We start from the raw sequence: 17,534 nt of genomic DNA, 5'->3' as shown, positions 1-17,534 counted from the left end.
CTTTATGTCTACTTTATTAAAATTAAGCTTCTTGTGTAGCTGGGTATACAGATACTTGTTTGCGATCGCGACCTAAGCGTTCGAATTTAACAACGCCATCAACTTTAGCAAATAGTGTATCATCGCCACCACGACCTACGTTTGTACCTGGGTAAATTTTTGTACCGCGTTGACGGTAAAGAATAGAACCACCAGTTACAAATTGGCCATCAGCACGTTTAGCGCCAAGACGTTTAGACTCAGAGTCACGTCCGTTTTTTGTAGAACCTACCCCTTTTTTCGATGCGAAAAGTTGAAGGTCTAATGCTAATAACAATTTCATTCTGTTCCACCTCCTACTTGGTTGTAGTTGATTTGGATATATTGTCCGTAATTTTGCACCATAGAATACACTTGAGCAGTCATTACTTGGACAATTAATTGTAGTTTCGTATCAATTTCAGGCTCTAAATCTGTTGGTAAAGATACCTTAAGATAACCTCCACCTTCAGCTGCTTGTTCAACTTCTGGTTGCAATTGTAATAATGCATAAATCGCATTCACCGTACCAATGGCAATGGTAGATGCGCCTGCACATACTAGATCTTTACCAGATTCGTCGTACTCAGCATGTCCTGAAAATTCAAATGCAGACACATGTCTGTTTTCATCATGATGTATCGTAACTTTTATCAAATGTTACACCTCACAATTAAGCATTGATTGATTCAACAACTAATTTTGTATAAGGTTGACGGTGACCTTGTTTACGACGGTAGTTCTTTTTAGCTTTCAATTTGAAAACAACGATTTTCTTTTGACGGCCTTCTTTCACAGCTTTAGCTGTTACTGTAGCGCCTTCTACGAATGGAGCTCCAACTTTAACGTTTTCGCCACCTACGAATAGAACTTTATCGAAAGTTACAACCTCGTCAGCTTCTACGCCTAATTTCTCAACATAGATTTCTTGACCAGCTTCTACTTTGATTTGTTTACCACCAGTTTCAATAATTGCGTACATTTTACTGCACCTCCTCTTAGACTCAGACTCGCCTGTTTATGAAGGTGATCCAAAGATGCTTAAACCTTCCCAGAGCGGTTGTAGTAGCACGGGTGCTACAAACAATAACATTAAAATACTACCACATGGATTCTATCAAGTCAACCTGTTCATTACATATTTCTCAAATGCTAAACGGTACTTTCGATAGTTCCATTCTTTTAGTACTTGCAACCATATAAACAGGCACAAAACAGCTAAAAAAATGGATTGTGGTAAATTTCCTAAAGTTACTATGAATAGTATAGTGGCAAAAATAAGAGAAAGCGAATAATAATATTCAAAAACTCGCACACTTGGATAAAATAAAAATAAACAAGCTAATAGTATCCTTCCACCATCTAGTGGAATGATGGGTATTAAATTAATTACTAGTAATACTAGCTGCACATTGACAAGTCGAATGGCAATTAAATCCGGCATAAAAAAAGCAAGACCAATCCCCAGTATTGTGGCGATTGGACCTCCTAGTGCAATCCAAAGTAGTGAAGATGCCTGCACAGCTGCTGGATTTTCAAATTCTATTTCCCCTCCATAGGGTGCGATCACACATGATTTTATTTTCACGCCACAAAGCACCGCAGCCAATATATGGCCCGCTTCATGCCATAGCAAAGAAGTTAAAATAATTGCATAATAAGCGATCTGACCACTGAAAATCATTAACAGAATCAGAGGGATACAAAGTAAATGCAATTTAACCTTCATCGTTCTCCGTCGTTTCAAGCCACTGCACAATTTCTTCTAAATTTAAATGCTTTTTGTCTTTCTCAATCGAAATATAGAGTTGTCCAGTCTGCTTCATACCGATCAAGTCGTTGGCCTGTATTGTTGTGTATGGTAACTGTGCTAAACTATCAAGCATCCCATAAGAGACAGTTGTACCATCCTCATAGCTAACTGTCATCGTTTTACCAGTATATTTAGTATGACCTGTAAAAACAACGAGCCCACTTTGGCCCGCATATACAGGGAGGCCCACATCATATTGTAATAAAAACCCCTCTTTAAAAACTTGCGCATTTGAAAACGTTAATAGTTCAGTTTGCCCTATATCACTGGAAACCATTATCGTTTCTTCCTCTTTTTTCAGCAGACTTTTTCCGAGCTCACTTAAATATGTTAAATCTGCTGATGTCGTTACAAGCTTTCGCACAGGTGTTTCCATTACGCCTTGATCTTCTAAGCGAATCATAAGCATAATTGCAGCCACAAGTAATATCATGACAATCCATTTCCATTTTTTAAACAAGCTCTCATCCTCTTTTTTCACACTATATGAGGCAGCATGTCCATTCATGCATGTGCCAGTCACTCATACAATTCTCACACAATTTACTAACAATAAAAAAACCTTTCCGCGCATGTGCACGAAAAGGTTTTGATTATCTTGAAAATAATGCTTTAAGTTTTGAGAACATTCCACGATGCTCGTCCTCAATGGCCATTAATGGCACAGATTCACCTAATATGCGACGGGCAATATTACGGTAACCTAAAGATGCCTTATTCGTTGGATCCATAACGACTGGCTCACCTTTATTTGAGGATGAGATAACACCTTCACTATCAACAATAATGCCTAATAGATCAATAGACAAATGTGTTGTAATTTCATTGACGTCCAGTGTATCGCCGTTTTTCATCATATGCTGACGAATACGATTAATAATAAGTTTAGGAGCTGTAATTTCTTCTTGTTCAAGCAGTCCAATAATTCGGTCTGCATCCCGTACAGCAGAAATTTCTGGTGTTGTTACAACGATTGCATGGTCTGCACCTGCTACCGCATTGCGATAACCTTGCTCAATACCAGCAGGGCAATCTATTAAAACATAATCATAGTCTCTCTTTAATTCCTCTACTAAGCTCTCCATTTGCTCAGGTGTGACAGCATTTTTATCTGTCGTTTGAGCAGCAGGTAATAAAAATAGTTTATCATCTACACGTTTATCTTTAATCAATGCTTGATGGATTTTGCAACGTCCTTCAACAACATCAACTAAATCATAAATAATACGGTTTTCGAGACCTAGAATCACATCTAAATTTCTCAAGCCAATATCTGTATCTACTAAACATACTTTTTTCCCTTGTAGAGCCAATGCAGTCCCGAGGTTAGCCGTTGTTGTCGTTTTACCGACACCGCCCTTACCTGAAGTTATGACGATCGCTTCTCCCACACTAGCTTCCTCCCTTAGACACATTTAATAATGGTCGAATATTTTTTAACGCATGAATTTGATCGTACGCAATACGCCCATCATAGCCGATAAATGCACAAGCCATGTCTGCTTGATTGATAGCTTTTACATGTTCATCAGACATTGCCTCAACCTGATCAGCAATCATAATATGTGTGGCTTCTAAACGAGAGGCAGCAATGATTGCTTCCTTATTTCCATGTACACCTGCATGTACAATTCCCTTTAGTCTGCCAAGGACGTATACATTACCACCAGCTTCTACCCGTCCATTCGGATTCACATTCCCCACAATTACTATATCCCCTGAGGCACGTAGAATTTGTCCCGATCTGACCACTCCTACATATGTATCTTGTTGGCTTTCTATCATTTTCTTGTTGCTCTCATGGACAGTCAGTACTTCACTTTGCACTTTTGCTACAACTAATTGTTCTGATTCTTGAACAATTTTCACTAGCTCTTTTACTTGTTCATCTGAACAGTATCGATAGCCTAAATGTAATTGTACATCTACTTTACCATCGATACCGCCTTCTGAAACTTTTCGCTTTAGCTCTTCTACTAAATCGGCATACGAACATTGATCGTCTAAACGAAGAACAAAACCATCCTTTGTTCCCTTCATATTAACTAATTGTTTTTTCATGAATGCCTCACCTCACGTTGCTCTTGATATTAAGAAACTTCACGTGCTCTCTGTAAGACACGCGCATTAATTAGATACTTGAAGGCCCAACCAAGAATCATTAAAAATAACGTATTTGCAATGATTGTTGGCAGTAGTCGTGATTGTAAGAAATCCGTTAACGGTATCGTTGTAAAAGCGATTAGATAGAAGAATTGATAAAGTACGAATTCTAAAATTGCTACTAAAACAACTGAAATAGTTGTAGTCACAACTAAGTGCTGATGAATTATTTTCACGATAGACCCTGCTAAAAAACAAATTAGCGGATATAGTACCGAATATAATCCAATAATATCAATGTAAAACACATCATACAAGACACCAAAAAAAAGTCCATACATTACCGCTCGTTGACGGCTGTAATAGATGGATATAAATATTAAGTATAGAATTAGAAATCGAGGTACTAGATAATAGACATGCCCGCCCACTTCAATCGGTGAAAGCATAGCAAACTCTGGTTCTAGTAAAAATAGCAATACTGCAACAGAGGGAATAAGAAACCGAACCATTACTTTTCCCCCTCTTCAGTAACCTTTTGTGGATTTGTTAAATCTTCATTCGTTGCATCTCCGTCAGAACCATCAATAACTGTTAATGATCGTTTTGCGATAACAACATTTTCTAATAGAGAAAAATCAGCAGATGGTTTTACATAAGCCATTTTCGTTAAGCCAAAATCATCTGTGCTAACTTCCGTAATTTCTCCGATTGGTACACCTTTAGGGAAAATACCACCTAAACCTGAAGAAACTACTTTTTCGCCTTCCTTCACATTTAAGCTAGAATCGATTCGCTTCATAATGAGTTCATTTCGTTCTTTATCAAAGCCCTCGATTAAACCGTATGCTTCTTTTTCTCCTAAAACCATCGCTGACACACGATAATTAGGATTATTTGTATATAAAAGCTCAACCTCAGAGGTGAAAGGAGTCACTAACGTAATTTTACCGATTAGCCCTTTCGCTGTCATAACTGCCATATTTTTTTCTACACCATGGGATGAACCTTTATCTAAAATAATTTTTTCTTCCCATTGGTCTGGATTTCTAGCAATAACCGTTGCTTGAATAGGATTAAACGCCTTTAAACTTTCTGACTTTGTAAGTTCTAATAGCTTTTCATTTTCAGATTTTAATACCAATGCTTCGGCTTGTACAGCTGCAAAATCTTCTAAGCGTGCTTTTAAACGTTTGTTTTCTTCGTACGTGTTTAAGAGGGAGTCAATATTATTAAAAATACCAGCTATGTAATTCGCCGGCTTCGCAACAATAGATTGCGCGACGCCGACAGTATCTTTAATAATTTGCTCTGGTAAAGTTGCGTTCGTCCGATCTCGTAATGAGAAGCTAATCAATGCCACAAGAAAAACCATGCCCACTAATAGCAGTATTAATTTCTTATTGAAAAAAAAATGTGGCATTGCCTAAACCTCCTTACCCTTTTACTTGTTGTTGACGAATTAGATCAATATGATCTAGAGCTTTACCTGTTCCAATAGCTACACAGTCTAATGGATCTTCTGCAATAAATACAGGCATATTTGTTTCACGGCTAATAACTTTGTCTAAATTCGTTAATAATGCGCCACCACCAGTTAACACAATACCTCGCTCCATCACGTCTGCAGATAATTCTGGAGGTGTTTGTTCTAATGTTTTACGTACACCGTCAATAATTGACGATACCGCTTCACGCAATGAATCTGAAATTTCCTGAGACGAAATCTCAATTGTTTTTGGTAAACCTGTTAAAAGGTCACGACCTCTAATTTCCATTTTCTCTTCTGGGCCTTCAGCGAATGCTGTCCCAATTTCCATTTTAACTGCTTCTGCAGTACGTTCACCAATTGTTAAGTTATACGATTTACGGATATATGAAATGATTGATTGATCCATAGCATCCCCGCCAATACGTACAGATTCACTTGTCACAATACCACCTAAAGAGATTACCGCTACTTCAGTTGTACCGCCACCGATATCAACAACCATAGAACCAGTTGGATCCCAAACAGGTAAGTTTGCTCCAATAGCAGCTGCAAATGGTTCTTCAATTGTAAAGGCTTCTTTTGCACCAGCTTGACGAGAAGCATCGATAACTGCACGTTGCTCTACCGATGTAATACCGTATGGCACACAAATCATTACATTCGGTTTTTTCCAATTTCCGCCGGAATTTTTACAAGCTTCTTTTAAATAATATTCAATCATCGCTGTTGTAATATCATAATCAGCAATAACGCCATCTTTCATCGGACGAATCGCCACGATTGATCCAGGTGTACGGCCAATCATATTTTTCGCATCATTACCAACTGCAACGATGTCTCCTGTTTTTGTGTTTTTTGCTACTACTGAAGGCTCGCGTAAAACGATCCCCTTCCCTTTAATAAAAACTAATGTATTCGCTGTGCCAAGGTCAATCCCGACATCTTTACTACCTAATCCAAACAAATTGTGTACTCCCTTTCTATTTAAGCCATACTATCGTTGACATAAAATCATACCGTTCATTATAACGGATAAATGCAAGAATTTGTAGTGCCACATACCACATCTTGCAGAAAACTTACTATTTTAATTCCCTCTTAAACTAAAAATAGTACGTATAGATTAGCATATTATTTTTTTTCATGTAAGACAACGCATTATAGGCTACCAATTTTTGTGAATGCTATAGATATTTTTCTACGAATACAATAACGTCATTCAATCAAAAAGGTTCATTTTTTATTAAAGTGCTTAAAAACCGTTCAAACTATACTGACCCTAAAATAAACTAGAAAAAATTTTTGCAAGATAAAACGCATTTCGGAGCATTAACGCCTTTTGTATTCTAAAAAGCTCTGCAAAAATTTTGCAGAGCTCAGCTTGTTGCCAAAGCTATTTAATTTGCAAAATGCTCTGTAGCAAAACGTACTAGCCCCACTATTGCAAGCACAAGCATTATTCTATTCGCTGGCGAGTAGTTAGGTTAATGGGATGCCTTCTAAAGGCTGACGCTTATTTACTAGAAGCTCCAGCAAGGAAGCCTTTACGCGTACAGTGCTAAAAATAACCTTTTTCTTTTAAGCTAGTAAACTGGTGGTCACCGATGATGATATGATCCAGTAACTCAATACCAATAATAAAACCAGCTTCCTGAATTCTTTTCGTTACCTCAATATCTTCCGGGCTCGGTGTCGGCACACCACTTGGGTGATTATGAGCACAAATAATTGAGGCAGCAGAGCGCTTTACAGCCTCACGAAAGATTTCTCTCGGATGCACAATGGACGCATTCAAACCCCCGATAAAAATCGTTTTTTTATGAATGATTTGATTTTTCACATCAAGAAAAAGGACAACAAAATGTTCCTGACTTAAAGAGATCATATCAGGCATAAGGTAAGCTGCGGCGTCTTGCGGAGAACGAACCGTATATTTATCATCATTTTGCTTTTGAGACAAGCGCCTTCCGAGTTCGATTGCGGCTAATAGTTGAATTGCCTTTACCTCTCCAATACCCTTTATGGCGACCATTTCTTCAATTGTTGCATGTTTTAATTGGTGTAAACGTTCAAATGTATTTAAAACACGATTGGCAAGGACAAGAACAGATTCTTCCTTCGTGCCTGTCCTCAGTAATATAGCCAATAGCTCCTGATTGGATAAGCTCTTAGCACCTTGCCGTAATAGTCTTTCCCGAGGTCGATCTGCTAAATGAACGTCGCGAATCATCATATCTGGTATAACATCTATTGGCAATAGCTTCACTCCTTCGCAAATTGGATAATTCGTCGTGCTACCAATTGCGCGAACAACGCTGCAAGTGGTAAGCCCACAACATTGTTATAATCTCCTTCAATTCGCTCAACTAAAAGGGTACCAACTGTTTGAATACCATAACCGCCTGCCTTATCATAAGAATCTCCAGAGGCTACATACGCTTCTATAAGCTCCTGTGATAAAGTATGGAATACAACAGCTGTTTCTTCGACAAATGTCGTTTCCAATCCATTTGGTTCAATGATGGCAACAGCAGTCATGACCGCATGACGCTTGCCTGATAACCGTGATAAGTGAGAAATGGCTTCCTCACGTGTTTTTGGCTTATGCAGTAGCTCATTGTCAAAGACGACAATCGTATCTGCACCAATAATCGTTGCATTTGATACTTTTTGAGCGACATCCCGCGTTTTTAAAAGTGCCACACCTTTCACATAATCTTGCATTGTTGTTGCGGTTACGCTTGTCTCTTCTACTTCACTTGTCACAATTTCAAACGGAAGGTCAAGCATCGCAAGCAATTCTTTACGTCGTGGTGATGCGGAAGCAAGCACTAATTTATGATTCGTTTCAAACATTTTTTCACCATTCCTCCTTCTCTCTATCATAACGGAGAAAGTGGTTTTTGAAAATTTTCTAAAAATCAAGATAATGTACTTTTTGCTATATTCTTTACTTAAAATTTCGTTTGAAGACAAGGATTTTTGGATTTGTAATGCGCAAAAATTTGAAGACGGATAATGCTTATATCACTAGAAATAGATGTTGCTGCCTTGCCAATACTTTGCCAATCGGAAGGCAATGTGGAATCATTTGCTGCCTCACTAAAATTTAATTTTTTCGTATTTTTATCTGCTAATACATTCGTTATTTCTGCAATGGTCGGCTCTTTACAACTATCGCCAGTAACATTGAAAACTTTTTTAAATGTTGGAGGATCCTTTAAAAAAACTAAGTCACTTTCCTCTGTCACCATACTTGTCCATACATAATATTTACTCTCTACTTCCACAATTGCACTTTCTTGCAGTGTAGGATGTTCTGCTATAAACGCACTTGCACTTTCATAATTAGAAAATACACCTGCTTGACTCGCATAAAACATTGTCGAGGTTCCAGTACCTCCTGCTGTCGGTATTGTTTCTGAATTTCCCTCTACTGGTGCTTCCGTTTCGTTTTTTGCGACCTCGCTATCCTTTTTTAAAGAAAATTGGGTACTTGCCTGGAGAACACCTAAAAAAATGGCTACCCCAAAAAGACCCACGATGCCACCAATTAGCATTGCGCGCACTATTTGTTTTCTGATTACCTGACTAACAATTTTCATACGTTCATCACCTCTTATTTCAACCTATCAAAATAAACATAAAAAAAGACGAGACTACTGTCGTCTCGTCTAAAAAATTTATCGCTATAAACTTTCAAAAACCGTCTTTAATTTTCAAAGCTCGTCACATCATGATCGCTCGCCTAATTTCGTGCATTCTCCACGTTAAACACGGCTATAGAGCTTGTTTCCACGCTGTGACACTTTCATAATACATGTGGTTCAACTAACGGAAGGTTACGTTGTTTTCAGTAGAACGATGACGAATTACTTGTCCTTCTTGTAATTATAAAACTATAAATTGACGTTCCTAATTGTTGGATTGTAGTAACCTACTACGAACCTCTGTTAATAAATATAAAGAGCCTGATACAATTGTTCTGCACTGGTTTTCTGATTGCTGTTGTATAAATTGAATGTAATCACGTAAAACCACTTTATGGGGTGCATTACTTAGTTCTACCATATCTTTTGCGGACATAGCACGCGGATTATCAAAATCAACAAAATAAAAATGATCGCTAATTTGCTCAAAGTATTGCAAAACTTCTTTTACATCTTTATCACCTAATATGCCTATAACGAACGTAATGGACTCATCAGGAAATTCTCGACGGACCGTCTCTACCAATTTTTCTGCACTTGCTGGATTATGCGCACCGTCAAAAATAATATAAGGCATTACTTCTTCAAAACGTCCTAAAATACTTGCCATTTTAATACCATAGCGTATGCTTTCTTCGTTGATGGCAACGTCTAATGCTGTAGCTACTTCAAAAAAAGCGGTAATAGCTAATGCCATATTATTACCCTGATGCGGCCCTTTCATCTTACGAGTGAGATTGGCAATACATATGTTTTTTTCTTTATTTGTATAACACTCATCATCATCCATTTGCTCAATTGTAAATTGTTTTGATAGCTCTAAAATTGGAGCATGCTTTGCTTTTGCAACTTTATTAATTATGGCCATCGCCTCTAACGGTACCTCACCAATAACAACAGGACGATTTTGCTTAATAATCCCTGCTTTATGCTCGGCAATACTTTCAATTGTCGTTCCTAAAAATTTCGTATGTTCAAGCGCAATACTTGGAATAATGGAGACAATGGGCATTACGACATTAGTACTATCTAGTAAGCCCCCCATACCCGCTTCAATGAATGCCACATCTACGTCGCTATGGACAAAGTGCAAAAATGCTGCAACTGTTAGTAGCTCAAAATCTGTCAGCTTCCCACTAAGTCCGGCACTTTTCATTTGTTGAAAAACGCAATCCATCTCTTCTTTAGAAATTGGCTTGCTCATTACTTGAATTTGATCATGCACATTTAAAATGCAAGGAGACATAAACTTCCCTACTTTTAAACCATGTTGTTGCGCAATCGACTCTAAAAATGTCAGTGTTGAGCCTTTGCCGTTCGTACCTGCAAGATGCACAATTTGTAGTTTTCTCTCTGGATTTCCCACTAGTGCTAAAGCTTCTTCAATAGCCGTTAGTCCAGGCTTAATGATATCATCACTTGCTAATGCCCATTTTTTTTTATATTGATCAAACTGAGGAATCATCGTGTTTCCTCCTTCAACCATTGCCGAACTTCCGCTATAAAATAAAGTGAGCCAGTAATTACAACAATATCTTGAGGCTCCCTGCTTTGTATAACGGTTTGGACTATTGCCTGCCAATTCGCATCATATTGTTTGTTATTATGTGTTGATAACATCGCTAATTTTTCAGCTGGCATGGCATTTGGCAAGCCAATTTGTGTAAACGACATAGAAGTTGCCACTGCATCCATTAATGCAATACTATTTGCATGATCTTTATCAGAAAGCGCTGCATAAATAAAGTGATAATGATGATGCGAATAAACTGTCTGAAGCGTTTGAATCAATGCGGCGGTTCCTTCTGAATTATGGGCACCGTCTAGCACAATATTATTTGGAAATTGTTCAAAGCGGCCTGCCCACTGTGCAGTTTGAAGCGCCTGAAGCATAGCCTGTTCTGTTAGTTGAATATGTCCCTGCTCACGTAAAATATCCATTGCTGTTATGGCAAGACTGGCATTAGCAATTTGATGCTCTCCAGCCATTTTTAATTGAATATCAGTTAGTTCAACATTTGCATTACGATAATTAAAGGATTGCATACCAACCCGTTGATTTTGTGCTACGACGTGAAAATCGTATCCTAAAACAAGACATTTGGCTTGACGTTGTTGTGCAACTTTTTGAATAACAGCAAGCGCCTCATCGTTTTTAACGCCCACCACAACAGGCACTCCTTCTTTAATAATCCCTGCCTTTTCAAATGCAACTTTCGCATACGTATCGCCTAAAAATGCTGTATGCTCCAATGAAATTGTCGTAATAATTGAAACAAGTGGTGTGATCACATTGGTCGCATCTAAGCGCCCACCAAGCCCTGTTTCAATAAGTGCAAAATCTACTTCTTCTTCAGCAAAATACTGGAACATAATAAGTGTTACGACCTCAAAAAAGCTTGGATAGTCCCCATTATAATGCGCTTCAATAATTGAAGCGATATTGTTCATATATTGTAAAAATTGCTCATCCGAAATTTGCATGCCGTTAATCGTCATCCGTTCATTGACACGCGTTAAATGCGGAGAAGTAAAAGCCCCTACTCGATAACCTGCATTCTCCAACATCTCCCTCAATACATTTACAGTAGACCCTTTGCCATTGGAACCTGCTAGATGTATAGTTCGTAGCTTGTTCTGCGGGTCTCCCAAACGAGCCAATACTTCGCGCATCATTACTAATGGCTCACGTTTATGATCAACCGCTTTTAATGTAAAAATAAAATCTGTACATGCTTTTATCGTTGTAAACAAAAGAAACACTCCCTCTCACTCTAGTATAAAGCGTGCCAGGCACACAAACAATTCTGACACAATTTTAAAAACACACAGAAAAGCACTGTAGGAGTGATTATCTGTGTGTTTTTAACTAGTTTTTTGCAAATAAACAGCAAATTAATGTAATTGATGGACGCCTAAAAGAGCACCCATATCGTCTAAAATAATTTTTGCATCATTATTTAAAAGTGGCAATACATCTGATCTTTGCACTAATTCAAATGAGTTTTTTAATGTTCTTTTCAACATTGAAATATCAAAGTTCGAACAATACTCATTAATTTTATTAATCACTAGGAAATCAGTTCGTGTTAATGTTTGTTTGACTTCATTGTGCCCGTCGCCATTTGCTAATATATGTTTAATAAGTACACGCCCACTTGCGTTTAATAGGCGATAGTATTTTGCTTCCGATAGCTTTAGAAGATTTGCCTCTATTAGTCCTCTTGCATTCACAAAATCTAAATCATCACAGGCTTTGTTGACCTTCACTACTATTGTTCCAATATTTCCAGACATGAAAAACCTCCAAAATTATTATCGTAACAAAGAAAAAAGCTATTCTAATCACAATAGAATAGCCATAAAATTAAATGAAATTACATTAAATGGTAACCAGGCAATCATAGTAAAAAAAACAATTCTCTCTTCACCTTAGACCCTAGGCTTTGCGTCCTAACCTTTCGGGTAGTTTGCCTTTATCTATTATACTAACTACATTGTATAATACTATATAATATTTCCTAACTCAATACATATCTTTTGACGCATAAAAAGAAAAACAGCAGATGACTTTTTCACCATCTGCTGTTTCAATAAATCATTTTAATGATTACATATTTTTTAGTTCTTCTAAACGTTTTAATACAACGGCATGTTTACCTTCATAGTCCGCTAATTTTTCGCGTTCTGCGTTAACCAATGCTTCTGGTGCTTTTGATACAAATTTCTCATTTGACAGCTTACCAGTAACAAGCTTCACTTCTTTTGCCCATTTTTCTAATTCTTTTTCCAGACGAGCAATCTCTTCCTCTAAGTTGATAAGTCCTACAAGTGGTAAGAATAGCTCTGCTCCTGTTACTACGGCCGTCATAGACTGTCCTGGAGCCTCTAAGCCTTCACCAATTGTTAATGGCTCTGGATTACAGAATTTTTCTAAATAGCCTTTATTCGCTTCAAGAATGGCAACGGTAGCTGCATCTTTAGCAGAAATGTATAATGGTACTTTTTTGCTCATTGGTGTGTTCACTTCCGCACGAATATTGCGCACTGAACGTATAATATCCATAAGAAGCTTCATATTGTCTGCTTCTTCAGCAAAGTGAAGGTCTGCACGTACCGTTGGCCATGCTGCAACTGTAATTGACTCACCTTCATGCGGTAAGTGTTGCCAAATTTCTTCTGTAATGAATGGCATAAGCGGATGTAATAGACGCATTGTTTGGTCTAGTACATAAGCTAATATAGAGCGAGTCGTTTTCTTAGCAGCTTCATCTTCACCATTCAATGGTAATTTCGCCATTTCAATATACCAAGAACAGAAATCATCCCAAATGAAGTTATAGAGCTCACGTCCTACTTCACCGAATTCATAGCGGTCTGCTAACGATGTTACACGTTCAATCGTCTCATTTAAGCGAGTCAAAATCCACTTATCGGCAACTGATTTTTCACCAGTTAAGTCGATTTCGTCAAATGACATACCATCCATATTCATTAATGCAAAACGAGAAGCATTCCAAATTTTATTAGCAAAGTTCCAAACCGACTCTACTTTTTCAGTTGTATAACGTAAATCTTGACCTGGAGATGAGCCTGTAGCTAAGAAATAACGAAGTGAATCAGCACCGTATTTCTCAATAACATCCATAGGATCTACACCATTACCAAGTGATTTACTCATCTTACGTCCTTCACCATCACGTACTAATCCATGGATTAATACATCTTTGAATGGGCGTTGTTCCGTAAATTCAATACCTTGGAAAATCATACGAGAAACCCAGAAGAAAATAATATCATAGCCCGTTACAAGCGTACTTGTTGGGTAGTAACGTTGATATTCTTCATTTGCCTCGTCTGGCCAACCCATTGTAGAAAACGGCCATAGTGCAGATGAGAACCATGTATCTAATACGTCTTCATCTTGTGTCCAATTTTCTGCATCAGCAGGGGCTTCTTTCCCTACGTAAATCTCACCTGTTTCATTGTGATACCAGGCAGGAATTTGATGTCCCCACCATAGTTGACGAGAGATACACCAGTCACGGATATTTTCCATCCAACGAGAATATGTGTTTTCAAAACGAGAAGGTACAAAATTCACTTTACCTTCCTCATCTTTTTGAAGCTCTAAAGAAGCATCTGCAAGTGGTTGCATTTTAACGAACCATTGTGCAGATAGGTAAGGTTCAACAACCGCACCAGAACGTTCAGAGTGTCCTACAGAGTGCATATGCTCTTCAATGTTAATTAAGACACCCGCTTCTTGTAAATCTGCTACGATTTGTTTACGACATTCAAAACGATCCATGCCATTATATTTACCAGCAAGTTCATTCATTGTGCCATCTTCATTCATAACAAGAATGCGTTCTAAATTATGGCGGTTACCAACTTCAAAGTCGTTCGGGTCATGGGCTGGAGTCATTTTTACAACGCCCGTACCGAATTCCATATCAACATAATCATCTGCTACGATTGGAATTTCACGACCGACAATCGGTAAAATAACTGTTTTACCAATTAAATGTTGATAACGCTCATCTTTCGGGTGAACTGCTACGCCAGAGTCACCTAGCATTGTTTCAGGGCGAGTTGTGGCCACTTCCACAAAGCCTGAGCCATCTGCTAACGGGTATTTCATATGGTAGAATGCACCTTGAACATCCTGATAGATTACTTCAATATCAGATAAGGCTGTTTTCGCTGCTGGGTCCCAGTTAATAATACGCTCCCCGCGATAAATTAAGCCTTTTTCATATAATTGAACGAATACTGTTTTAACTGCATCTGATAGACCTGCATCGAGTGTGAAACGTTCACGAGAGTAGTCTAATGCAAGGCCAAGCTTCGCCCATTGTGCGCGAATGTGTCCAGCATACTCTTCTTTCCACTCCCACGTTTTTTCTAGGAATTTTTCACGTCCTAAATCATAACGTGTAATATTATCCTCACGCAATTTTGCTTCTACTTTTGCTTGAGTTGCAATACCTGCATGGTCCATTCCTGGTAACCAAAGTGCATCATAACCTTGCATACGCTTCATACGGATTAAAATATCTTGTAGCGTTGTATCCCATGCGTGCCCAAGGTGTAATTTACCTGTTACGTTCGGCGGTGGAATAACGATGGAATAAGGTTCTTTTCCGCTTTCAGGTTGTGCTTCGAAAAATTTACCTTGTAACCACCATTCATAGCGACCTGTTTCAATTGATTGTGGATCATATTTCGTTGGCATTGCAATGTTTTCTGTCATATTGTCTCCTCCTGTTGTAAATAATTTTTGACATACGTCAGCTTTGGCAAACTAGATAACCACTCGTCTTGATTTTTTCAGTGTATTCTCACCAAATAAATCCGTGACAATTGCACGTGGCTTATTTACTAAAAAAATCTATACATCTTTTTAGCAAATAAAAAAACTCCTATCGTCTACAAAAGGACGAAGGAGTTTAAGTTCGCGGTACCACCTTTAATTCCAGTATTTTAAGATTAGTACTTTTGCATCCCACAATTCATCATTTAATAAGTGCTCTCTAAATGCCCTTATCATTTCAAAATAATGATATGCTTGATTTACTTAAGCTTATAACAGCTGGCTCTCAATTCGTTAACGGTGTTTAACCGGCTTTAACTACTACTAGTTCACTAAAGCTGCTCAAGGGCTACGTTCAATTACGCACAAATAGAAACTTTTCAGCTACCGTTTCCTCTCTATAATTGCACAAATAATTTACTCTTCCCTGTCATAGCATCCATATTCGATTTTACACATTGTACCGCAATTTCATATATTTTTTCAAGTGATTTCGTTAATTTCAGCTAGTCTTAAAAAGTAAATAGAAAAGGAAGTGACTATTCAAATGCGACGACGTAAGTATAACCCTTGGCTTTTACCACCTTGGCTACGACAATTCCGCTTTTATTGTAGAACAATTATTGTACCGATTTGTGGTTTTCAGTTTATACGTGTCATCATCATTCCAACTTCTGGCGATCTTCTCATCTTAATACTTTTACTACTTCTATGCTATTTACTTTTGAAAGATATCATTTGATACACGAACTTTAAGTGGTGTATAACCTTCTGTTAAATCCCATATCATCGACGGTACTTCATGCCAAGAACTTGATTCTCTCACAGCTGTATGGCTTGAAGATTCTCTAAGAACGATTTTTTGCTCGGCAGGTGCAGTTTGTTTCGGTTTTGCAGTTGCTGCACTAGCTTCTATCGTTGTCGGTTGCTTTACTTGAACAGATTGCGCAACAAATGTAGACTCATCCACTAATTCTTGGGGCGTAGCTTCTACAAGTTTTTCTATAACAGCATCGACTTGTTCGACTACTGGCGTCGATTCGCTAAACGTACTTGTCACTGTCCATTCTAGTTGACACTTTTGATTGGTAAGAATCGGACGAATGTCTTTTATCATTAAGTCCTCAATTGCAGCCTCTTTTGGTAAATCGACATTTAATGGGACTGCATACTCAAAATAACCTGTGTCTCCTTGCACATCAAGCGCATCAATACGGATTAAATCTTCAGCATCCATAAATGTTTGCATGTCTTGAAAATCAAAGCGTACATGCGCTGTAATATGATAAATACCATTTAATCTTAACGAATCTTCTAATTGCATTGACTGCCATTGTGGCTTTATCTGCACAGCCGCAATTTCTGTTGGGCAACCGTACCCTGGAAAACAAAATGTCTCACGCATATTCCATGTTTTCTGTTCGATAATAATCCCTCCCTTTGCATCATATGAATGGCGAGTGGAATATATACTACTCAACTAGCAAGTTAGCGTTCATATAAAAAGCATGCCCGAATTAAATCAGGCATGCTTTTTATAATTATACGTTAACCATTTTAATTTTATTAGCTACGCGATCCGTTAATACTTGAGTAGCTTTTGGAACGATTGGCTTAAAGATAGGGTTTAATACAGGTCCAGCTAAGCCACCTGCTGTAACTTCTAAAAAGCCTGTCATTTTTGTATTGTCTGCATCAATGCTTTCAGCAAGGAAATATCCGTTTCCTGTGAAATTATCCGATAAACCTTTTAAATTGAACGTTACTTTTGATGGTGCTGTCCACTCTAAAATTGTAATTTCTACTTCAACTGTTTTTTTCAGTACGCCAACATTACCTTTAAATGTCCATGTAGACTGCTTATCATCTATCATCGTATGTGCATTATAGCCTGGGACAAGTTTTGCCCATTTTTCCATATCGCTAACGAATTCCCAAACATGTTCGATTCCTACGGGTACTTCTACTGTATGTGTGCCTGTTGCCATTTTAATTCACTACTTTCTATTATGAATAGTAATATTATAAACTAAAACGCCCACAATTTGGCTATGCTGAAAGTTTTAATTTTAACAAAAAAAA

Annotated in this window: 19 protein-coding genes, 1 riboswitch and 2 other annotated features; all 19 genes read right to left on the bottom strand. The window is 37.9% G+C overall.

What is annotated here, in order from left to right; genetic code table 11:
* Positions 1-22 precede the first annotated feature (22 nt).
* The 19 genes from rpmA to ACIQ1H_RS01510 all read right to left on the bottom strand — a co-directional run bounded on the left by rpmA (position 23) and on the right by ACIQ1H_RS01510 (position 17,440).
* On the bottom strand, positions 23-322 hold the full coding sequence (gene rpmA / locus ACIQ1H_RS01600; RefSeq protein WP_024363181.1) for a 50S ribosomal protein L27: 300 nt from the start codon (positions 320-322) through the stop codon (positions 23-25).
* Positions 319-675: a ribosomal-processing cysteine protease Prp gene (locus ACIQ1H_RS01595; protein ID WP_401009271.1), complete on the bottom strand. Its 357-nt coding sequence runs from the start codon at positions 673-675 to the stop codon at positions 319-321. Before ACIQ1H_RS01595 ends, rpmA begins: the two co-directional genes overlap by 4 nt.
* Before the next feature lie 16 nt (positions 676-691).
* Positions 692-1,000, bottom strand: coding sequence for a 50S ribosomal protein L21 (rplU, locus tag ACIQ1H_RS01590; protein ID WP_010860053.1), 309 nt, complete (start codon positions 998-1,000; stop codon positions 692-694).
* A 14-nt stretch (positions 1,001-1,014) separates the two neighbouring features.
* Positions 1,015-1,090, bottom strand: a sequence feature (ribosomal protein L21 leader region).
* A gap of 45 nt (positions 1,091-1,135) precedes the next feature.
* Positions 1,136-1,747 (bottom strand): zinc metalloprotease, encoded by a 612-nt coding sequence (locus ACIQ1H_RS01585; RefSeq protein WP_402886039.1) that lies wholly within the window; start codon positions 1,745-1,747, stop codon positions 1,136-1,138.
* Positions 1,737-2,291: a M23 family metallopeptidase gene (locus ACIQ1H_RS01580; protein WP_172772209.1), complete on the bottom strand. Its 555-nt coding sequence runs from the start codon at positions 2,289-2,291 to the stop codon at positions 1,737-1,739. The genes ACIQ1H_RS01585 and ACIQ1H_RS01580 overlap by 11 nt, the downstream gene beginning before the upstream one ends.
* 133 nt (positions 2,292-2,424) lie before the next feature.
* On the bottom strand, positions 2,425-3,222 hold the full coding sequence (gene minD / locus ACIQ1H_RS01575) for a septum site-determining protein MinD (protein WP_172772210.1): 798 nt from the start codon (positions 3,220-3,222) through the stop codon (positions 2,425-2,427).
* Position 3,223: 1 nt separating this feature from the next.
* On the bottom strand, positions 3,224-3,892 hold the full coding sequence (minC, locus tag ACIQ1H_RS01570) for a septum site-determining protein MinC (RefSeq protein ID WP_402886037.1): 669 nt from the start codon (positions 3,890-3,892) through the stop codon (positions 3,224-3,226).
* A 29-nt stretch (positions 3,893-3,921) separates the two neighbouring features.
* Positions 3,922-4,446: a rod shape-determining protein MreD gene (gene mreD, locus ACIQ1H_RS01565; RefSeq protein ID WP_172772212.1), complete on the bottom strand. Its 525-nt coding sequence runs from the start codon at positions 4,444-4,446 to the stop codon at positions 3,922-3,924.
* Entirely contained in the window at positions 4,446-5,357 is a 912-nt protein-coding gene (gene mreC, locus ACIQ1H_RS01560; RefSeq protein ID WP_402886034.1) for a rod shape-determining protein MreC, read from the bottom strand. The genes mreD and mreC overlap by 1 nt, the downstream gene beginning before the upstream one ends.
* A 13-nt stretch (positions 5,358-5,370) precedes the next feature.
* Positions 5,371-6,390 (bottom strand): rod shape-determining protein, encoded by a 1,020-nt coding sequence (locus tag ACIQ1H_RS01555; protein ID WP_172772214.1) that lies wholly within the window; start codon positions 6,388-6,390, stop codon positions 5,371-5,373.
* Between the two features lie 594 nt (positions 6,391-6,984).
* Positions 6,985-7,656, bottom strand: a complete 672-nt coding sequence (gene radC / locus ACIQ1H_RS01550) for a RadC family protein (protein ID WP_402888521.1) — start codon at positions 7,654-7,656, stop codon at positions 6,985-6,987.
* Positions 7,657-7,688: 32 nt separating this feature from the next.
* A complete protein-coding gene (locus ACIQ1H_RS01545) occupies positions 7,689-8,282 on the bottom strand; it encodes a Maf family protein (RefSeq protein WP_402886032.1) in 594 nt (197 codons plus the stop codon).
* A 98-nt stretch (positions 8,283-8,380) separates the two neighbouring features.
* The gene (locus ACIQ1H_RS01540; RefSeq protein WP_172772216.1) at positions 8,381-9,031 is read right to left on the bottom strand and encodes a hypothetical protein; all 651 of its coding nucleotides are present in this window, start codon (positions 9,029-9,031) and stop codon (positions 8,381-8,383) included.
* 310 nt (positions 9,032-9,341) lie between these two features.
* Positions 9,342-10,601 carry a bifunctional folylpolyglutamate synthase/dihydrofolate synthase gene (locus ACIQ1H_RS01535; RefSeq protein ID WP_402886031.1) on the bottom strand — a complete coding sequence of 420 codons (1,260 nt, stop codon included), beginning with the start codon at positions 10,599-10,601 and terminating at the stop codon, positions 9,342-9,344.
* Positions 10,598-11,890: a bifunctional folylpolyglutamate synthase/dihydrofolate synthase gene (locus ACIQ1H_RS01530; protein ID WP_402886029.1), complete on the bottom strand. Its 1,293-nt coding sequence runs from the start codon at positions 11,888-11,890 to the stop codon at positions 10,598-10,600. The genes ACIQ1H_RS01535 and ACIQ1H_RS01530 overlap by 4 nt, the downstream gene beginning before the upstream one ends.
* Before the next feature lie 141 nt (positions 11,891-12,031).
* Positions 12,032-12,433, bottom strand: a complete 402-nt coding sequence (locus tag ACIQ1H_RS01525) for a hypothetical protein (protein WP_402886027.1) — start codon at positions 12,431-12,433, stop codon at positions 12,032-12,034.
* A gap of 88 nt (positions 12,434-12,521) precedes the next feature.
* Positions 12,522-12,621: riboswitch (cyclic di-GMP riboswitch) on the bottom strand.
* Between the two features lie 125 nt (positions 12,622-12,746).
* On the bottom strand, positions 12,747-15,392 hold the full coding sequence (locus ACIQ1H_RS01520; RefSeq protein ID WP_337980701.1) for a valine--tRNA ligase: 2,646 nt from the start codon (positions 15,390-15,392) through the stop codon (positions 12,747-12,749).
* Positions 15,393-15,571: 179 nt separating this feature from the next.
* Positions 15,572-15,895 (bottom strand) — a binding site (T-box leader).
* Positions 15,896-16,170: 275 nt separating this feature from the next.
* Complete coding sequence (locus tag ACIQ1H_RS01515; protein ID WP_402886024.1) at positions 16,171-16,932, bottom strand: valyl-tRNA synthetase; 762 nt, start codon at positions 16,930-16,932, stop codon at positions 16,171-16,173.
* Positions 16,933-16,993: 61 nt separating this feature from the next.
* A complete protein-coding gene (locus ACIQ1H_RS01510) occupies positions 16,994-17,440 on the bottom strand; it encodes an SRPBCC family protein (protein ID WP_402886022.1) in 447 nt (148 codons plus the stop codon).
* Between the last annotated feature and the right edge of the window lie 94 nt (positions 17,441-17,534).

Origin of the sequence: Lysinibacillus sp. NPDC097279, from assembly GCF_044761745.1 — a bacterium.
In the GTDB taxonomy this organism is placed as follows: Bacteria; Bacillota; Bacilli; order Bacillales_A; family Planococcaceae; genus Lysinibacillus.
Note: the sequence above shows the minus strand (reverse complement) of the source record. Positions and strands in the feature narration are given on the sequence as shown.